General features: G+C 58.7%; 14 protein-coding genes. 7 read left to right on the forward strand and 7 right to left on the reverse strand.

Annotated elements, in window-relative coordinates; translation table 11 throughout:
* Nucleotides 1-4: 4 nt before the first annotated feature.
* The 6 genes from ACWHRL_RS07995 to ACWHRL_RS08020 form a co-directional block, all read right to left on the reverse strand.
* The gene (locus tag ACWHRL_RS07995) at nucleotides 5-910 is read right to left on the reverse strand and encodes a hydroxymethylglutaryl-CoA lyase (RefSeq protein ID WP_447895928.1); all 906 of its coding nucleotides are present in this window, start codon (nucleotides 908-910) and stop codon (nucleotides 5-7) included.
* A complete protein-coding gene (locus ACWHRL_RS08000; RefSeq protein ID WP_447895929.1) occupies nucleotides 907-2,955 on the reverse strand; it encodes an ATP-binding protein in 2,049 nt (682 codons plus the stop codon). The genes ACWHRL_RS07995 and ACWHRL_RS08000 overlap by 4 nt, the downstream gene beginning before the upstream one ends.
* A gap of 15 nt (nucleotides 2,956-2,970) precedes the next feature.
* Nucleotides 2,971-3,777 (reverse strand): enoyl-CoA hydratase-related protein, encoded by an 807-nt coding sequence (locus ACWHRL_RS08005; RefSeq protein WP_447895930.1) that lies wholly within the window; start codon nucleotides 3,775-3,777, stop codon nucleotides 2,971-2,973.
* Nucleotides 3,778-3,781: 4 nt separating this feature from the next.
* Nucleotides 3,782-5,389: a carboxyl transferase domain-containing protein gene (locus ACWHRL_RS08010; RefSeq protein WP_447895931.1), complete on the reverse strand. Its 1,608-nt coding sequence runs from the start codon at nucleotides 5,387-5,389 to the stop codon at nucleotides 3,782-3,784.
* 10 nt (nucleotides 5,390-5,399) lie between these two features.
* On the reverse strand, nucleotides 5,400-6,569 hold the full coding sequence (locus ACWHRL_RS08015; RefSeq protein WP_447895932.1) for an isovaleryl-CoA dehydrogenase: 1,170 nt from the start codon (nucleotides 6,567-6,569) through the stop codon (nucleotides 5,400-5,402).
* Between the two features lie 62 nt (nucleotides 6,570-6,631).
* Nucleotides 6,632-7,054: a MerR family transcriptional regulator gene (locus ACWHRL_RS08020; RefSeq protein ID WP_447895934.1), complete on the reverse strand. Its 423-nt coding sequence runs from the start codon at nucleotides 7,052-7,054 to the stop codon at nucleotides 6,632-6,634.
* 244 nt (nucleotides 7,055-7,298) lie between these two features.
* Between ACWHRL_RS08020 and ACWHRL_RS08025 the strand changes: the two genes are divergently transcribed.
* The 6 genes from ACWHRL_RS08025 to ACWHRL_RS08050 all read left to right on the forward strand — a co-directional run bounded on the left by ACWHRL_RS08025 (nucleotide 7,299) and on the right by ACWHRL_RS08050 (nucleotide 15,249).
* Nucleotides 7,299-8,453 (forward strand): acyl-CoA dehydrogenase family protein, encoded by a 1,155-nt coding sequence (locus tag ACWHRL_RS08025; protein WP_447528683.1) that lies wholly within the window; start codon nucleotides 7,299-7,301, stop codon nucleotides 8,451-8,453.
* 34 nt (nucleotides 8,454-8,487) lie between these two features.
* Nucleotides 8,488-9,606 (forward strand): enoyl-CoA hydratase/isomerase family protein, encoded by a 1,119-nt coding sequence (locus tag ACWHRL_RS08030; protein WP_447528684.1) that lies wholly within the window; start codon nucleotides 8,488-8,490, stop codon nucleotides 9,604-9,606.
* A gap of 42 nt (nucleotides 9,607-9,648) precedes the next feature.
* On the forward strand, nucleotides 9,649-10,548 hold the full coding sequence (gene mmsB / locus ACWHRL_RS08035; protein ID WP_447895936.1) for a 3-hydroxyisobutyrate dehydrogenase: 900 nt from the start codon (nucleotides 9,649-9,651) through the stop codon (nucleotides 10,546-10,548).
* A 116-nt stretch (nucleotides 10,549-10,664) separates the two neighbouring features.
* On the forward strand, nucleotides 10,665-11,291 hold the full coding sequence (locus ACWHRL_RS08040; protein ID WP_447895937.1) for a glutathione S-transferase family protein: 627 nt from the start codon (nucleotides 10,665-10,667) through the stop codon (nucleotides 11,289-11,291).
* Between the two features lie 339 nt (nucleotides 11,292-11,630).
* Complete coding sequence (locus ACWHRL_RS08045) at nucleotides 11,631-13,895, forward strand: putative bifunctional diguanylate cyclase/phosphodiesterase (RefSeq protein ID WP_447895938.1); 2,265 nt, start codon at nucleotides 11,631-11,633, stop codon at nucleotides 13,893-13,895.
* A gap of 667 nt (nucleotides 13,896-14,562) precedes the next feature.
* The gene (locus tag ACWHRL_RS08050) at nucleotides 14,563-15,249 is read left to right on the forward strand and encodes a hypothetical protein (RefSeq protein ID WP_447895939.1); all 687 of its coding nucleotides are present in this window, start codon (nucleotides 14,563-14,565) and stop codon (nucleotides 15,247-15,249) included.
* A gap of 84 nt (nucleotides 15,250-15,333) precedes the next feature.
* Here ACWHRL_RS08050 and ACWHRL_RS08055 read toward each other — a convergent pair whose 3' ends face one another.
* On the reverse strand, nucleotides 15,334-16,647 hold the full coding sequence (locus tag ACWHRL_RS08055) for a methyl-accepting chemotaxis protein (RefSeq protein WP_447895940.1): 1,314 nt from the start codon (nucleotides 16,645-16,647) through the stop codon (nucleotides 15,334-15,336).
* Nucleotides 16,648-17,210: 563 nt separating this feature from the next.
* Here ACWHRL_RS08055 and ACWHRL_RS08060 point away from each other — a divergent pair.
* Entirely contained in the window at nucleotides 17,211-17,906 is a 696-nt protein-coding gene (locus ACWHRL_RS08060; protein ID WP_447895942.1) for an aspartate/glutamate racemase family protein, read from the forward strand.
* Nucleotides 17,907-17,935: the final 29 nt, after the last annotated feature.

The following is a 17,935-nucleotide window of genomic DNA, read 5'->3' on the forward strand; positions in this document are numbered from 1 at the left end:
CGATTTAGTTGGCCCGGCTCCGGGCCTGGGCCACTTTGGAGCCCGGCGGGCGGCCAAGCTCCCGGGTAATCCAGACACCGGTGTCGATCACCTCATTCAGATCGATGCCGGTTTCGATGCCTAAGCCTTCGAGCAGATAGAGCACGTCTTCGGTGGCTACGTTGCCGGAAGCCCCCTTGGCGTAGGGGCAGCCACCAAGGCCCCCGGTAGAGGCGTCGATCACACGCACACCTTCCTCCAGCACCGCGTACAGGTTGGCGATCGCCATGCCGTAGGTGTCGTGAAAGTGCGCGGCCAGGTATTCGATGGGCATCTCGCGGGCGACCGTTCGAATCATCCGCTTGGCGGCCAGGGGCGTGCCCACGCCGATGGTGTCGCCAAGGGATATTTCAAAGCAGCCCATCGCGTAAAGCGCGCGGGCAACTTCGGCGACTTTCTCCGGGGCGATGGCGCCCTCGTAAGGGCAGCCCAGCACGCAGGAGACGTAGCCGCGCACCCGCACGCCCTCGGCTTTAGCGCGCGTTAGAACCGGGGCGAAGCGTTCGAGCGACTCGCTAATCGAGCAGTTGATGTTTTTTTGCGAAAACGTCTCGGAGGCCGCGGCGAACACCGCGACTTCCTTGACGCCGGCGCTCAGCGCATTCTCGAGCCCCTTGAGATTGGGGGTCAGCGCCGAGTAGGTGACGCCGGGCGCACGCGCGATGCCCAGCATCACCTCCAACGCGTCGCCCATTTGCGGCACCCACCTGGGCGAGACGAAGCTGGCGGCCTCGATGTGTGTAAGCCCGGCACGAGCCAGGCGCTCGATCAGCGCGATTTTGATGTGAGTGGGCACCCGCGCGCCGGGCTCGTTTTGAAGCCCGTCCCGCGGGGCCATTTCGACCAGCCGAACGCGAGCCGGAAGCGTCATGACGAATCTCCTTCTTCCAGCGGCGCGAAGTCGAGCAGCACGTCGCCCTGGCCGACGCTTTCGCCCGGGGCGAAGTGAAACGCCTCGACCTGGCCATTCGCCGGGGCGCTGAGCGTGTGCTCCATTTTCATCGCCTCCATCACCATCAGCGGCATGCCTTTCTCGACCGGCTTGCCGGGCTCGACCAGGTGCGCCACCACCGTGCCGTGCATGGGCGCGGTAAAAGTGGCGGCCACTTCCCGCGCGACGTGATTCAGCGCATCCAGGCGCTGCCAGGTCAGGCGTGTCTCGCCTTGCGGGTCGACCATTACGAGCGTGTCGCCGTCGCGCTGCACCTGAAAGCGGCGCCGGTGGCCGTCGAGCGTTATCGCAACGCTGTCGCCGTTAAGCGTAGCCAGGCTTGCCTTGAAGCGCTGACCCTGCACGCTTAGCTGCCACTCGGGCGCATTGGGTTCGCGGGTGGCCTCGACCACACTGGCGTCCGCCTCCATGCCGGCAGTTGCCAGGGCAATGCGTACTTTATGGGGGGCGTTTAGGCGAAAACCGTCAGCCCGGTCCCAGGGCGTTTGCGCGTCGCGCGTTGCTGCATCGCGCTGGTTTAGCGTATTCAAAGCGATCAGCGCACCGCGCGCGAAAGTCTCGGCGGTGATCGCTTGCTCGGCGATAAGGTCATTCTCGTGGCGTTCGATGAAGCCGGTATCCAATTCTTGGGCCTTGAAGGCGGGGTGGCTGGCCAGGCGTTGCAGGAATGCGCGGTTGGTCACCACGCCTTGAACGTCCAGCGCGGCCAGCGCCCGGTTGAGTGTGGCAAGGGCCGCCTCGCGGTGGGGGCCGTGAACGATCAGCTTGGCAAGCATCGGGTCATAGTGCATCGAGACCACATCGCCGCTTTCCACGCCGCTGTCCAAACGTACCTGGTGTTCGTTCAAGCCCGCGCCCTTTAAATCGAGCGTAAAGCGGGTGAGGGTGCCGGTGGCGGGCAGGAACGCCTGGGCCGGGTCTTCGGCGTAAAGGCGTGCCTCGAAACTGTGCCCGCTAATGGTAAGTTCGTTTTGCCCGCACGGTAGCGGCTCACCCATGGCGATACGCAGCTGCCACTCGACCAGATCCTGGCCGGTGATCATTTCGGTAACCGGATGTTCGACCTGTAGCCGGGTGTTCATCTCCATGAAGTAGAAGGCGCCGTTTGAATCGAGCAGAAACTCGACGGTGCCCGCGCCCACATAGCCGATCTCCTGGGCGGCGCGCACGGCGGCGCTTCCCATCGCCTCGCGAAGCTCGCGGGTCATGCCCGGGGCGGGGGCCTCTTCGAGCACCTTTTGGTGGCGGCGCTGCACGCTGCAGTCGCGCTCGAACAGATATACGCCATTGCCCTGAGCGTCGCAAAATACCTGGACTTCCACGTGGCGCGGTTTGACCAGGTACTTTTCGATCAGCATACGCGCGTCCCCGAACGACGCCTTCGATTCGCGCCGGCAGCCCTCGAGCGCAGCCTGAAATGCCTCGCCGCTTTCCACTACGCGCATGCCCTTGCCGCCGCCGCCCGCGCTTGCCTTGAGCATTACCGGGTAGCCGATCTTGTCCGCCTCTTCTCGCAGGTAGCCGTCATCCTGATCATCGCCGTGATAGCCCGGCACCAGCGGCACCTCGGCTTTGGCCATCCGCGCCTTGGCGGCGGCTTTATCGCCCATCGCCTCGATCGCCGACGCCGGCGGGCCGACGAAGACCAGGCCGGCCTCATCGAGTGCGGCGACAAAGGCGCTGTTCTCGGAGAGAAACCCGTAGCCCGGGTGAACGGCGCCGGCGCCGCTACGCCTGGCCGCGTCGATCACCGCCTCGATGTTCAGGTAGCTTTCCCGGGCGGCGGCGGGGCCAATGTAAACTGCCTCGTCGGCTTCGCGCACGTGGCGGGCGTGGGCGTCGGCGTCGGAGTAGACCGCCACGGTTTTCAATCCCATCCGGCGGGCGGTGCGCATCACCCGGCAGGCGATTTCGCCCCGGTTGGCCACCAGTAGCGTGTCGAACGTGGTAAGAGTTGCGCTCATAAGGACTCCGAGGCTTTATTCTTGTGGTTCATCCAAAGGCTTCCAGGGCGGTGGGCGCTTGTCGAAAAAGCTCGCAAGCCCTTCCTGACCCTCGCGGCTGACACGAAGCCCGGCAATGACCTGGCAGGTGGCCTCCCGGGTGGCGTCACTGTCCGGCGCTTGGCCGACCGTCTCGAGCAGCGACTTGGTCGCGCGCTGCGCCTGGGGCGAGCCCGCCAATAGCGTCTGCGTCATCGCCGCCACTGCTTCATCCAGCGCTTCGATCTCGACGACCCGATGGGCCAGCCCTAACGCGAGCGCGGTGGGGGCATCGATCACCTCCGCCGTTAGCGCGTAGCGGCGCATCTGCCGGGCGCCGATAGCACGCTGAACGTAAGGACTGATGACCGCCGGCGACAGGCCGATCTTGACCTCGGAGAGGCAGAATTTGGCGGCACTCGAGGCCACGACCACATCGCAGCAGGCGGCCAGGCCCACAGCGCCGCCGAACGCCGCCCCCTGAACCCGGCAGAGCGTCGGGCAGGGCAGGGTATCGAGGCGGTGCATCAGCTCGGAAAGCCTGCGCGAATCCGCCAGGTTATCCTCCCGGCTGTACGCGACCATGCGCTTCATCCAGTTGAGATCGGCCCCGGCGGAGAAGCTCTTGCCCTCGGAGGCCAGCACCAGCACGCGAACCTCGCCTCGCTCGATCGGCGCGATCAGCGCCTTTAGATGTTCGGTCAGCTCCGAAATCAGGTGATCGTCGAAGGCGTTATGGACCTCGGGTCGTTCAAGGCGGAGGGTGGCCACGTGGCGATCGAACGTCAGTGTCGAATGGCTCATGGCATCACATCCTGAACACGCCAAAGCGCGTCTCTTCGATCTCGGCGTTCATCGCGGCGGCCAAGGAAAGCCCCAGTACGTCGCGGGTTTGCAGCGGGTCGATGACGCCGTCGTCCCAAAGCCGGGCGCTGGCGTAATTCGGGTGGCCCTGGTGCTCGTATTGCGCGCGGGTGGGCGCCTTGAACGCCTCTTCGTCCTCCGCGCTCCACGGGCGCCCGTCGCGCTCGAACTGCTCGCGCTTGACCTGAGCAAGCACGCCGGCGGCCTGCTCGCCGCCCATCACCGAGATGCGCGCATTGGGCCACATGAACAAGAGATTCGGCTCGAACGCCCGCCCGCACATGCCGTAGTTGCCGGCGCCGAAACTTCCGCCGATCAGCACGGTGAACTTGGGCACCCTGGCGCAGGCCACGGCGGTGACGAGCTTGGCGCCGTGCTTGGCGATGCCTTCGTGCTCGTATTTGGAGCCGACCATGAAACCGGTGATGTTTTGCAGAAACACCAGCGGAATCTTGCGCTGGGCGCAGAGCTCGATGAAGTGCGCGCCTTTCACCGCGGACTCGGAAAAGAGCACGCCGTTGTTGGCAACGACCCCCACCGGATGGCCATGGATATGGGCAAACCCGGTGACCAAAGTATCGCCGTAGTAGCGTTTGAACTCGTCGAAATCCGAGCCGTCGACGATGCGCCCAATCACTTCGCGCACGTCGAACGGTTTCTTCAAATCCGTACCCACGATGCCGTAAAGCTCCGCCGGGTCGAGTTTGGGCGGCTCGGGGGCTTTCATGGCAAGCGCGCCGCGCTTTTGCCAGTTCAGCCGCGCGATGCAGTTGCGCGCCAGTTGCAGCGCGTGCATGTCGTTTTCGGCGTAATGATCCGCCACGCCGCTTATGCGCGTGTGCACGTCGGCACCGCCCAGGGCTTCGGCGCTGATGCTTTCGCCGGTGGCTGCTTTAACGAGCGGCGGGCCACCCAGAAAGATCGTGCCCTGTTCACGCACGATGATCGACTCGTCCGCCATCGCCGGCACGTAGGCCCCGCCCGCGGTGCAGGAGCCCATGACCACGGCGATCTGGGGAATGCCCTCGGCGGAGAGCGTGGCCTGGTTGTAGAAGATGCGCCCGAAGTGGTCACGGTCCGGGAAGACCTCGTCCTGGCGGGGCAGAAACGCGCCGCCGGAATCGACCAGATAAATACAGGGCAGGCGGTGCTTGCGGGCGATCTCCTGGGCGCGCAGGTGCTTTTTGACCGTAAGCGGAAAATAGGTGCCGCCCTTGACCGTGGCGTCGTTAGCGACGATCACGCACTCCACGCCCTTCACCCGGCCGATGCCGGTGACGACCCCCGCCGCGGGCACCTCGGACTCGTAAACCTCGAAAGCGGCCAGCGCCGAGAACTCCAGAAAGGGCGCGCCCTCGTCGACGAGATGGTCGATGCGGTCGCGCACGAAGAGCTTGCCGCGGCTTTCGTGGCGCTCGCGGGCGCTTTGCCCGCCGCCCTCGGCAATAGCGGCGGTTAACTCGCGCAGTTTCGAAACCTCTGCCCGCATCGCCGCTTCGTTGCTCTGGAACAGCTCGCTACGCGTATTGACCTGGGTGTCGATGCTACTCATGGCGCACTCCTCAACGGCTCTCGGTAAAGAGTTCACGGCCGATCAGCATGCGGCGTATTTCGCTGGTGCCGGCACCGATCTCGTAGAGCTTGGCGTCGCGCAAAAGCCGCCCGGTGGGGTATTCGTTGATATAGCCGTTGCCGCCGAGCAGTTGAATGGCATCGAGCGCCACTTGGGTGGCCTTTTCGGCGCAGTAGAGAATCACCCCGGCGGCGTCCTTGCGCGAGGTATGGCCGCGATCGCACGCCCCGGCCACGGCGTAGAGATACGCCCGGCAGGCGTTGAGCGTGGTGTACATGTCCGCCACCTTGCCCTGCACCAGTTGAAACTCGCCGATGGCCTGGTCGAACTGCTTGCGCTCGTGAATATAGGGCACGACCACGTCCAGGGCCGCCTGCATGATACCGATGGGGCCGGCGGCCAGCACCGTGCGCTCATAGTCGAGCCCGCTCATCAACACGTTCACGCCCTTACCGACGTCGCCCAGCACGTTCTCGGCAGGCACTTCGCAGTTTTGGAACACCAGCTCGCAGGTGTTGGAGCCGCGCATACCCAGCTTGTCGAGCTTCTGCGCCGTGGAGAAACCCGGCATGCCTTTCTCGATCAAGAAGGTGGTGATGCCTTTCGAGCCGGCGTCCGGGTCGGTCTTGGCGTAGACCACCAGCACATCCGCGTCCGGGCCGTTGGTGATCCACATTTTGTTGCCATTCAAAACGTAGGTATCACCTTTTTTCTCCGCGCGAAGCTTCATCGAGACCACATCCGAGCCGGCGCCGGGCTCGGACATGGCAAGCGCGCCGACATGCTCGCCGCTGATCAGTTTGGGCAGGTATTTCTCTTTTTGGGCGGGGCTGGCGTTACGCTTGATCTGGTTGACGCAGAGATTGGAGTGCGCGCCGTAAGAGAGCGCAACGGAGGCGCTGGCCCGGGAGATCTCCTCCATGGCGATGCAGTGGGCGAGATACCCCATGCCGCTACCGCCGTCCTCTTCCCCCACGGTAATGCCCAGAAGACCCATGTCGCCGAACTTCTTCCATAAATCGTTGGGGAATTCGTTTTGCTGGTCTATTTCCGCGGCCCGGGGGGCGATCTCGCTGGCGGCGAAGGCGTTCACCTCGCGGCGCAGCATGGTCATGTCCTCATCCAGGCCAAAGTCGAGTTCCGAATAGAGCGAGTGCATGGTCGGTCACCTGCGTTTTGTTGAATTGTTTTTGAGTTTTCCGGGAGCCTTGGGCGTCGATATCAGGAGGAGGGCTGCTCCGGGCGCTTTTTCTCGGCCGGCTTTTGTTCGAGTTCTTCCAGTGCCTGGCGGCAGCGACTTTCGGCGCTTTCGAGCTCGAGCTGCATCATGGTGATATCTTTTATCTGCTGCTCGAGCGCGGCGCGGCGCTCGCCGATTTTGCTCAGCATCAGTGTGAGCTGCTTTTCGCTTCCGCTTCGGGTTTCGTCCCACAGCTCGAAAAGTTCACGAATCTCGGCAAGCGACAGCCCCAGCCGTTTGCCGCGCAGGGTCAGCTTGAGCCGCACCCGGTCCTGGCTGCTGTAAATACGCGTTTGGCCGCGCCGCGTGGGGCTTAAAAGCTCCTGGTCTTCGTAAAAGCGAATGCTGCGCGTGGTCACATCGAACTCGTTAGCCAATTCGCTGATCGAGTAAGTTCTGCTCATAAAAGTGTCTCTGACAGGGTGTTTTAAGCCGACTCTTGTATCGAGGCTAAAACAAGTTGACGTTAACGTAAAGAAATAGCCGATTGCACCCTCATGGGCTTTGCCAGGTAGCGGTGGAGAACGTTGCGCTTGGGCAGGCAAAGCGATAAGTTAACGTATACGTCAATTCAATGGACGTCTAATCAATAACGACAACACGTAAGGCCCGCGCCGCGATAGCGGGGGCATTTGCAGGAGACTCGCCATGGATTTCGAGCTGAGTGACGACCAGGTAGCCTTTGCCGATATGGCCAAGGCCTTTGCCCAGAGGGAGCTGGCGCCTAACGCGGCCCGGTGGGACGCCGAGGCGCTCTTTCCGGTGGATGTGATCAGAAAGGCCGGCGAGCTAGGGTTTTGCGCCCTTTACGCCCCGGAACGCGTGGGCGGGCTTGGCCTTTCCAGGCTGGATGCCAGCATCATCTTCGAGCAGCTTTCCATGGGCTGCACTTCGACCACGGCGTACCTCACCATTCACAACATGGTGACCTGGATGCTGGCGGATTTCGGCAAGGCTCACGTGGTCGAGCAGTGGGGACCAGGGCTTGCCACTGGCGAACTGCTCGGCTCGTATTGTTTGACCGAGCCGGGAGCCGGGTCGGACGCCGCTTCGCTCAAGACTACCGCCAGGCGGGAAGGCGAGGAGTACGTGCTCAGCGGCAGCAAGATGTTTATCTCCGGCGCCGGTAGCACCGACTTTTTGGTGGTCATGGCGCGCACCGGTGGCGAAGGGGCGGCCGGCGTTTCCGCCTTTGCCGTGGACGCCAAAACCGCGGGTATCAGCTACGGGCGTAAAGAAGACAAAATGGGCTGGAACAGCCAGCCTACCCGCATGGTGACCTTCGAAGACGTACGCGTCCCCGAAAGCCACCTGCTGGGCAGCGAAGGCGAGGGGTTCAAAATCGCCATGAAGGGTCTGGACGGCGGGCGGATCAACATTGCCACCTGCTCGATAGGCACCGCCCAGCAGGCGCTCAACATGGCCCGTGATTACATGCGCGAGCGCAAGCAGTTCGGCAAACGGTTGGCGGAGTTTCAGGCCTTACAGTTTCGCGTGGCCGACATGGTGACCGAGCTGACCGCCGCCCGCCAACTGGTGCGCATGGCCGCTACCCGGCTGGACGCCGGCCACGCGGATGCGCCCACCTACTGCGCCATGGCCAAGCGTTTCGCGACCGATGTGGGTTTCAAGGTGTGCGACGAGGCGCTACAGCTCTACGGCGGTAACGGCTATATCAAGGAGTACCCGCTGGAACGCTTCGTTCGCGACACGCGAGTGCACCGCATTCTGGAGGGCTCCAACGAGATCATGCGCTTGATTATTTCTCGCCGGGTGTTGGCCGAAGGCGCGGGCGAGCTATAGTGAAGATGACGTTTGACTGAACAAGGATGCTTCAATGAGTAGCGTACTGTTTAACGAGCACGCCACCAAAGACGGCCACACTCTGGCTGAAATCGTGCTCAACGCCGAGCGCTCGCTCAATGCGTTGACCCTGGAAATGATCGATGCGATCCGCCCGCAACTGGCCACCTGGCAGGATGATCCGAAGGTCGTGGCGGTGCTGCTCACCAGCGCCGGGGATAAAGCCTTCTGCGCCGGTGGCGATGTGGTGAGCCTGTATCAATCGATCACCGGCGAGAAAGACGACCCGGACTTCCCCGAGCGTTTTTTTACCCATGAGTACCAGCTGGATTTCGAACTGCACACCTACGCCAAACCGATCATCTGCTGGGGCAGTGGTATCGTGATGGGCGGTGGCATGGGCCTATTGAGCGGCTGCAGCCATCGCGTAGTGACCGAGACCTCGAGACTCGCCATGCCCGAGGTCACCATCGGTCTTTACCCGGATGTAGGGGCGAGCTGGTTTTTGAACCGCCTGCCGGTGGGCACCGGGCGCTTTCTCGCCATGACCGGAAGCCCCGTGAATGCCCGGGACGCCGTCCACCTGGGACTGGCCGACCGCTGCATCGCCGCCGATCAGTTCGAGGCGCTGATGAGTTCGCTCACACTTGCCGAATGGCAAAAAAATGGCGCCATCGACGCCCACGGCGTGGTCAACCGCTCACTACGCGAGTTGGAGCAGGGCAGCGCCGCCAGTTTCGCCGAAATGGCCACCCCGGTACTCGATTCGATTCCGCTGATCCGTGAGTTGATGGATCACGACACCACCGAGCAGACCGTGGCCGCCATTTTGGCGGTAGAAAGCGACGACAGCTGGTTTAGTCGTGCTCAGAAAACCCTGGCCCACGGCAGTCCCGTGTCGGTCACGTTGATCGACGAGCAGCTCAAGCGCGCCCGCTATATGTCGTTGGCTGAGGTGTTCCGCTCGGAGCTTTCGCTGTCGGTACAGTGCTGCCGTCACCGGGAGTTTCCCGAAGGGGTACGTGCGCTACTGGTCGATAAGGACGCCAACCCGGCCTGGACCTACCCGGACGCCGCCTCGGTGGAACAGTTCTTCATCGACGAGCTCTTGGCCTCGCCCTGGGAGGAGAGCCCGCTGGCCTCGCTTCGCTAATAAAGGCGGCTATCGATAAAATTAACAACAAGGACAATCCTAATGACCAGTATCGCCTTTATCGGTTTGGGCAACATGGGAGGCCCGATGGCTGCGAACCTTGCCAAAGCCGGGTTCGATGTTCGCGCCTGCGATGTCAGTGAGCAAGCATTAAAGACCGCCAAAGCCCAAGGGTGTGAAATCGCGGCCTCGGCGGTAGAGGCCGTGCAAAACGCCGACGTTATAATCTCCATGCTGCCCGCCGGGCAACACGTTCGCGCGCTGTTCCTGGAGGGCCAGGCGCCGCTTTTCGACGTCATCAAACCCGGGGCGCTGGTGATCGATTCCTCCACCATCGATGCCGGCACCGCCCGCCATGTGGCCGCGGCAGCCGAAGAGAAAGGCATCCATTTTATCGATGCACCGGTTTCCGGCGGCGTAGGGGGCGCCCAGGCCGCAACGCTTACGTTTATCGTGGGCGCAAGCTCAGAGCAGTTCGCCCAGGCAAGGCCCATACTCGATGTCATGGGCAAGAACATTTTTCACGCCGGTGAGCACGGCGCGGGGCAGGTAGCCAAGGCGTGTAACAACATGCTCCTCGCGATCCTGATGGCCGGCACCTGCGAGGCGATCAATATGGGCGTGAAAAACGGCCTCGACCCCGGCGTACTCTCCGAGATCATGAAGCAGAGCTCCGGTGGTAACTGGGCGCTCAACGTCTATAACCCGTACCCGGGGGTGATGGAAAATGCGCCGGCTTCGAAAGGCTACCAGGGTGGTTTTCTGGTGGATTTGATGACCAAGGACCTGGGGCTCGCCATGGACATCAGCCAGCAAAGCGTTGCTCCCGTGCCCATGGGCTCGGCCGCCCGCGCGCTCTTTACGCTGCATAAAGCCCAAGGCCACGGCCGGCTCGATTTCTCCAGCCTGATGACCTTCTATCAAGGCAATGAAAATCCATAATCGGGTAGCGAATCCCGCGAGTTGTAAAGTGAGGTGCCCGCAAAGGCCAGGCTTGCCACGCTATTCAACGCAAGCCACACTTCATGTCTTACCATCGCTCAACGACAAGGATTGCCATGATTACGCTATGGGGCCGCGACAACTCCACCAACGTTAAAAAAGTACGCTGGGTACTCGAAGAGCAGGGCCTGGACTACGAGCAGATCCAGGCGGGCCTGCAGCACGGTGTCAACGACACGCCACAATACAAGGCGATGAACCCCAATGGCCTTGTGCCGGTTCTAAAAGACGACGCCACCGACAGCGTGCTATGGGAATCCAATACCATCATGCGGTATCTGGCGGCTCAGTACGGTGAAGGCACACTCTGGCTGGAGTCACCGGCCAAGCGCGCCCAGGCCGAGAAGTGGATGGATTGGTCCAACACGCTGCTCTCGCCGAACCATCGCGTCATGCTGATGGGCTACGTGCGCACTCCGCCGGAAGCCCGCGATCTCGAGAAACTCGAAGCCGGCACTGCCGCGTGCGAAGAACTTTTCCAACTGCTCGATGAGGCGTTGGAAAATCAAACGTGGCTTTCCGGCGAGCAGTTCGGCCTGGCCGATATCGCCGTGGCCCCGTTCATTTACAACCTCTGGAACTGCGGCCTCACCTGGAACCCACGTACTCACCTCGAGCGCTGGTACCAGGCCCTCACCGAGCGCTCTGCCTTCCAGAAAGTCGTCATGATCCCGGTCAGCTAAACAAAACAGATCGCCCTCCTGGTAAGACCGGGGGGTGTTAATGACTCGCTAGACCAGGGCCGAATGGCAGCGCTCGACAATATGACGGCAGGGCGCCGACAGGCTTTTAAACCCTTGACCCCAAGCGGGCAGGAACAAAGACGGTTTCATCAGCATAAAATTAATCAGGAATGATGCAATCAACGCAAATTTGAAGCTAAGCTGGGATTGGCGCTGCGTTACGGGTATCACGTTCTGGTAGAAGTACTCGCCGTCTAACGCCTTTTCTATACGGTAAAATAAAAAGAATAAAGCTCCTGTATTTATTTTCCTTGGTAAGGCTCTTTACAGGCGATCGACATGGCTTTTGTTGGCAATGAACCTCCTCACAATGCTTTGAGCTTGCTCGTCAAGGCGGCAGCCTGCTCAGTAGATTGCCCAACCGCGCTCCTCGTAGGCGGTGCAGAGACTGAATGGGACCTTCTAGCAAGCTACCCAGGTGAGCTCGAACTGGCGCTTAATAGCCAGGCCCAGCAGTGGCTGAAATCGAAGCTTACCGACAGCCAGCCCCTCATCATCGATGACGCGTTAGCTCGATCCCTGCCCGATTTTTTTCGAAAGCTAAGTGGCCTCGGACTTGAATTCATTGTTGGCCAGGCGGTAGAGAGCGAAGAAGGGGAAACGATAGGGGTACTGTTGTTAAGCGATTCTTCGCCACGAAAGCGATTGAGCACTGCACAAGTTTATGCCTTACAAACGCATGCGGCGCTGATTAGCCAAGCCCTTCAACGACAAGCCGAGTCGTTTGTTTCGCAGCAAAAAACGTTCCTGGAGCGTCTTCGTTTATTAGAGTCCGTCGTGGTCAATGCAAAGGATGCGATTCTGATTACAGAGGCCGAGCCCATCGACGAGCCCGGCCCCAGGATCGTTTATTGCAACCCGGCTTTTCTGAGTACGACGGGTTATACGTTATCCGAAGTGATCGGGCTGACGCCGAGAATACTCCAATGCGAGCAGACCAGTCGGGACACCCTGGATCTCATTCGAAACGCGCTTTCAAAATGGCAATCCATCGAAGTTGAAATCCTTAATACCCGCCGCGACGGCAGCCACTTTTGGGTCGAGTTAAGCATTGTTCCGGTTGCCAACGAGAAAGGCTGGTTCACTCATTGGGTTTCCGTGCAGCGGGATATCAGTGAGCGCAAGGAATCCGAACATTTGACGTTGCAGGCGCTTGCGGACCGGGAAGAAAAGGTCGCATTGGAAAGTCGTTTAAAAGAGCGCGAGCGCATCGAAGAGGCGTTGTCCTATGCCGCTTACCACGATGATTTGACGTCGCTGTATAACCGCTCATACCTGATGAAGCTGTTGGGGGATCTTTTTAACAACGACGATTACCCCAAAATACCCACCGCTACGGTACTTTTTCTGGATGTCGATAGGTTCAAATTCGTCAATGACAGCCTCGGTCACCGGACAGGCGACATTCTTCTTGAAAAGGTCGCACGGCGGCTCGAAAACTGCATGAGAGAAGAGGACATATTAGCCAGGGTCGGTGGCGATGAGTTTGCTATCCTGCTGGTGGGCGAGCCCCGATCGTCCCAGGCGGCCTGGCTTGCCCAACGCATTGTCGATCAACTAAGTTTGCCGATCGTGATCGATGGACACGACCTTTTTACCTCGTGCAGCATCGGTATAGTCACCGCGGATGTGACGCATACCTTGCCAGAGGATCTGCTGCGTGATGCCGACATTGCCATGTATGCCGCCAAGAAACATGGCCGGGGGCGGTGGGCCTTGTTCGATGTATCCATGCGCGAGGCGGCAATCGAGGCGCTGGCAATGCAGAATGCGCTAAAGCAGGGCTTGGCGAATAATGAATTCTTCGTTGTCTTTCAGCCTATTTACAGCACCCTTTCAGGTGATATCTCCGGCGCCGAAGTCTTAGTGAGATGGCATCATCCACTGCTTGGCCGGGTATCGCCGGACCGTTTTATCCCGGTCGCCGAAGATATCGGGGTCATACACGAACTAGGCCGCTGGGTCATGCAAGAAGGGTGCGCTGAACTCAAGCGCTGGAAGGCCGTGTTCCCCGAGCTTACATTGCACCTGAACGTGAATGTCTCGGGTATCGAGCTTAACCGGGCCGGTTACGTCAACCAGGTAAAGGCTATCCTCGCGCAGACCGGTATCGATGCCCGTGATCTTCAAGTCGAAATCACGGAATCCGTTTTTCTCCACCAGCCCGATAAAATAGCCAGCGTGTTGGAGAGCCTTCGAGAACATGGCGTGCGTATCGCACTGGACGATTTTGGGACCGGGTACAGCGCCCTTGGCTACATCGACCGCTACCCGATCGATGCCATCAAAATCGACCAGTCATTCGTATCCCGAATGATGACCTTCCAACGTAGCGACGCCATCGTCAGAAGTATCTTGTCGTTAGGCCGGGCCTTGAATATCGATATCACGGCAGAAGGTGTCGAGACCGAGCCTCAACTGCAGTGCTTAAAAGAGATGGAGTGCCCATTTGTTCAAGGCTATTTACTAAGTCGCCCTGTCGATGCCGAAGAAGTAGTGGCTCTTTTACAGTTTCAGAGCGCCAGGCCGACCTCCTTGTCTTGAATATATAATACGCGGCTGGCCTATCAAACCTGGCAAGGTATTTGGGTATTTGAACGGGGAGACTCGTTCAATGCCCCAATACGTTGGTCTCTTTTTTCTTCGATGCTTTTGCGGCTTTCTTTTCTTTGGCTGTCAAAAGGGGTTTCTTTTTTGTGTCTTTTTTACTGTCTTGGCCTTTGCTCATGATAGCTACCTATATGAGTTAATGAATTGACTAATAAAACAGTATTTCAACAATGCTTGAAAGTCGATAGTAGCTTAAAAAGCCGCAATGTACATTGTTATATATTGCTGACTTTCACGAAAAAGTAAAATCCTATTTTTAAAGTACATACTCGAGCCAATGACCCTTTTGCAAGGGTGAGCTTTGGACAGCCGGTTGGAACGCAAGGCCGCAAGGCCGCAAGCCCGCATCGGCGCGTTGCCCTGCACCCAGGTGCCATGGGATACCCCGCTCACGCCGATCGCCCCCCACCCAATTTGACGCATCCACCGCTTGCCAGAAACGCTGCCGCCAGCAGCGCCATGTTCAAGTGGCTGCGTGTCAGTTCTTCGCTGGCCGAAACAGAAACTTTCCTCCATATTAACAAGGGGTAAGATCACGAGTTACCGATGTATAGCCGTGGTAACGATAATGAGCGATAGATCGAGTGAGAGGGATGCACCAATGACAGGGAAAAATAAATCATCATCGGCAGGATTTCTAAGCGATAACCGGGTAAAGGTGCTTTTGGTACTCCTGATGGTGGCGGTCGTCTGGGCCGTCGTGGCGCACTTCATTGCCAACTCGCGAGGGGAGACGAACGACGCGCTTGAAGCGAGATTGGCCGAAACAGAGCGTGAGCATCAACAGGTTCAGGCCCAGATGTCAGAGGTGGAGGCCGCGGAGCTGGACTTGGCTACCTTGCAGCAGCGAATGAACGCCCTTGAGGCCGAGCAGAGCGAGGCGCAAGCGGCGCTGGCTTCCACGCGAGCGGACATTGCCAATGCCGAAGAAGATTTGAGCGCCTTGCAAGGAGAGCGTGAAAGCCGTGAAGAAGAGCTCACTACGCTCGACGAGCAGATCGACGAAAGGCAGCGCCGTCTTGAGGAGCTCGAAGAGGCGACCACCGAGCGTGAAAACGAGATCCAGGAGGCAGAAACTGCCCGGGACGATGCGCGTCAATCCCGCCAGGAGGCTGAAGAGGCCCGTGATCAGGCCGAATCGGAGCTTGAAGCGTTAAACGCTGAGATCGAAGAGGCCAATGATCGGCGCGACGCCGTGCTTGAAGAGGTAAGCGCATTGGACAGAACCCGCGAAGCGCTCGCCATCGAAATTAACGCGCTTCGGGTGATGGGCAACGCCGCGCGCTGAACGTCTTTCCCCGTTCATGGAACGGGGAGGTCGTCGCACGAGAAAGCTAAAGCGTCTGGGCGTGAAAAGTAATCACCCCAGACGCTACTGCAAGTCGTTGGAAAACCGCCGGACGGCGTCAACGACTTGTTTAGCGCCTTCCTGAATCTCCAGAATCACCGTACCCGCTTGGCTTGCCAGTTCCAGCCCTTGTTCGGCTTCTTCCCGGGTGCTGAAAATCTGGCGCATGACATCATGCGATAGCGTCTGATTCTTCTGAACTACTTGGGTAATCTCCACGGTGGCGGCGCTAGTGCTGGCCGCCAACTTTCGCACCGCATCGGCCACCACCGCGAACCCGCGCCCCTGCTCGCCGGCCCTGGCGGCTTCGATGGCGGCGTTGATCGCCAGCATGTTCGTTTGTACCGCGATTCCGCCGATGGTTTGTACGATGGTGTTGATCTGTAGGGACTGTTTATCCAGCGCCTCGATGCTATCTGACGCCGTCTGCATTTCCGTGGTGATATGGTGCATGGTTTCGACGGTCTGCTGGATCACGGTCGCGCCTTTATCGGCGCTCTCATCCGTTCGTTGCGATACCTCGAACGCCAGGCTGGCGCCTTCGCGTACCTGAGCTTCCTGCGCCATTTGCTCGGTGATGACGGTGGCGAATTTCACGACCTTGCAAAGGTGGCCTTCCGCGTTGTAAACCGGGTTATAAGTGGCCCTCAGCCACACTTCGGTTCCCCGGCTGTCGATCCGCTTGAAGCGGTCAGCGACATACTCACCGCTATTGAGTTTGTCCCAGAAGGCCGCGTATTCCGAAGAGCCCACTTCTTCTTTGGTGCAGAACATACGGTGGTGCTGGCCGACTATCTGTTCGAGCTGATACCCCATGGCCTGCAGGAACTGATCGTTGGCGGTGATGATGGTGCCATCGAGCTTGAACTGGATGACCGCGGTGGAGCGGATCAGCGCGGCAATGAACGACTCGCTCTCTTTGGCGCCTTCCACCTTCTGGGTGACGTCACGGCCGTAACCTTGCACATAAGCGAGCTTACCGCCAGCACCGCGTACCGGTAGCCAGTCGATATTCAGCCAGATCAGGGAGCCATCGGCACGCAAGTAGCGGTAGTTGTCGTTGACCGGAGCGAGCACCGAGATGGCTTGTTTGAAAGCGCGAAAGCAGGCAAGCTCCTCGACGTAGGAGGGCAAAAAATCCGTCATCGGCCGCCCCAAAACTTGCTCTCGCGGGTAACCAAGGGCATCGACAAACCTCTCGTTCAGACCCGAAATCGAGAGGTCGGCATTCAACGTGATGGAGAACATGCCCATTTCCATCTGATCATGTAGCTGTCGAAGCGCTGCCCATCCTCCGCGCGGGTTTTTGGTCTTTTTCTTGAAGAGAAGATTAAACATCAAAGGACTCCAATCAACGATAACAGTAGCTATCGGCAAGTCGAATCGGCTCTTGAATCCGCTCGTTAAAAAAGCGTTGTCGAGTAAGTTAAAATCTTCAGCCCACCCTATGACATTCATGCCGGTAGGAGAACGAGGTAGTCAGCTCTGTCGTGATTACCGGCTGGAAATGAAGGCAACGGTGAAGCCAGTTCGGTGAATGCCTAACTGGCTGATGACATGGCCTATCACCATTTGCTAATTTACTGAGTAAAATAATTGCTTATAGGGCAGGGCAACCCGATAAGCGTGAACATGGTGGATCGTAGAGGCGGTGCTGGCATGAAAACCCTCTCCGCCCTGAGCCGGGTGTGCTGGAAAACTCAACGTGTCCGTGAATTACGTGTACGCAGTCAATTTGAAGTTTGAAATCAGTAATGCTCAACATCCAGGGTGGATTTTATAGGCAGTACTTTTTGGATAAACGTGCAAGCACGTTTACTGGATCAAATATTGGGCCGTCTGATACCTTTAAGGATTTTCTCACCGTAGCCAATAGGATTTAAAACAAAGGAGTATGTGAGTTGAAGAAAATTGGATTAGTGGGTGGGCTAGGCTGGGTGTCTACACTCGAGTATTACAAACATATAAATATTTTGACCAATCAAGAATGTGGTGGCCACAAAAGTGCCCACCTCTTAATCGAAAGCCTTGACGAGGGATTGTTTCTCGAAAATCAAAATAACGATCCAACAGAAAAGTTGTGCGAGAAAATGATTCTCGACGCTGTAAAGGTGCTTGTTTCAGGAGGCGCGGAGGTGGTTGCGTTATGCGCGAATGGGTTACACCGTTTTATGTGTTCTATAAAAGCCAGGTATGACGTCGAATTGGTGGATATTAGAGATGCAACTGCTAAATCCGTTCAAAGAATGGGGTTGGATCGTGTAGGTCTTATGGGCGTACAAAAAACCATGGAAACAGAGTTCTATAAAGGTGTCCTTCAAAGCTCTGGCATCGAAACCATAGTGCCCGGGCCATCCTCTAGAAAGTACGTCCATCAGAAAATCGTATCTGAATTAGTGCTAAATGAATTCAGTGAAGAAACAAGGCATGGCTTTTTATCCGTCATAGACGAATTGGTTGAGCAAGAGGCGCAAGGTATAATTCTAGGTTGTACTGAAATCCCATTATTAATAAAAAATTCAAAGTACAAGGGTGTTGCTTTGTTTTCAACGACGGAAATTCATTGCCGTGAGATAGTGGAAAGAGCACTCCATTAGTATCGTCCTTACGAGGTTTTAAGACGGGC

The organism is Vreelandella sp. GE22 (assembly GCF_968212445.1).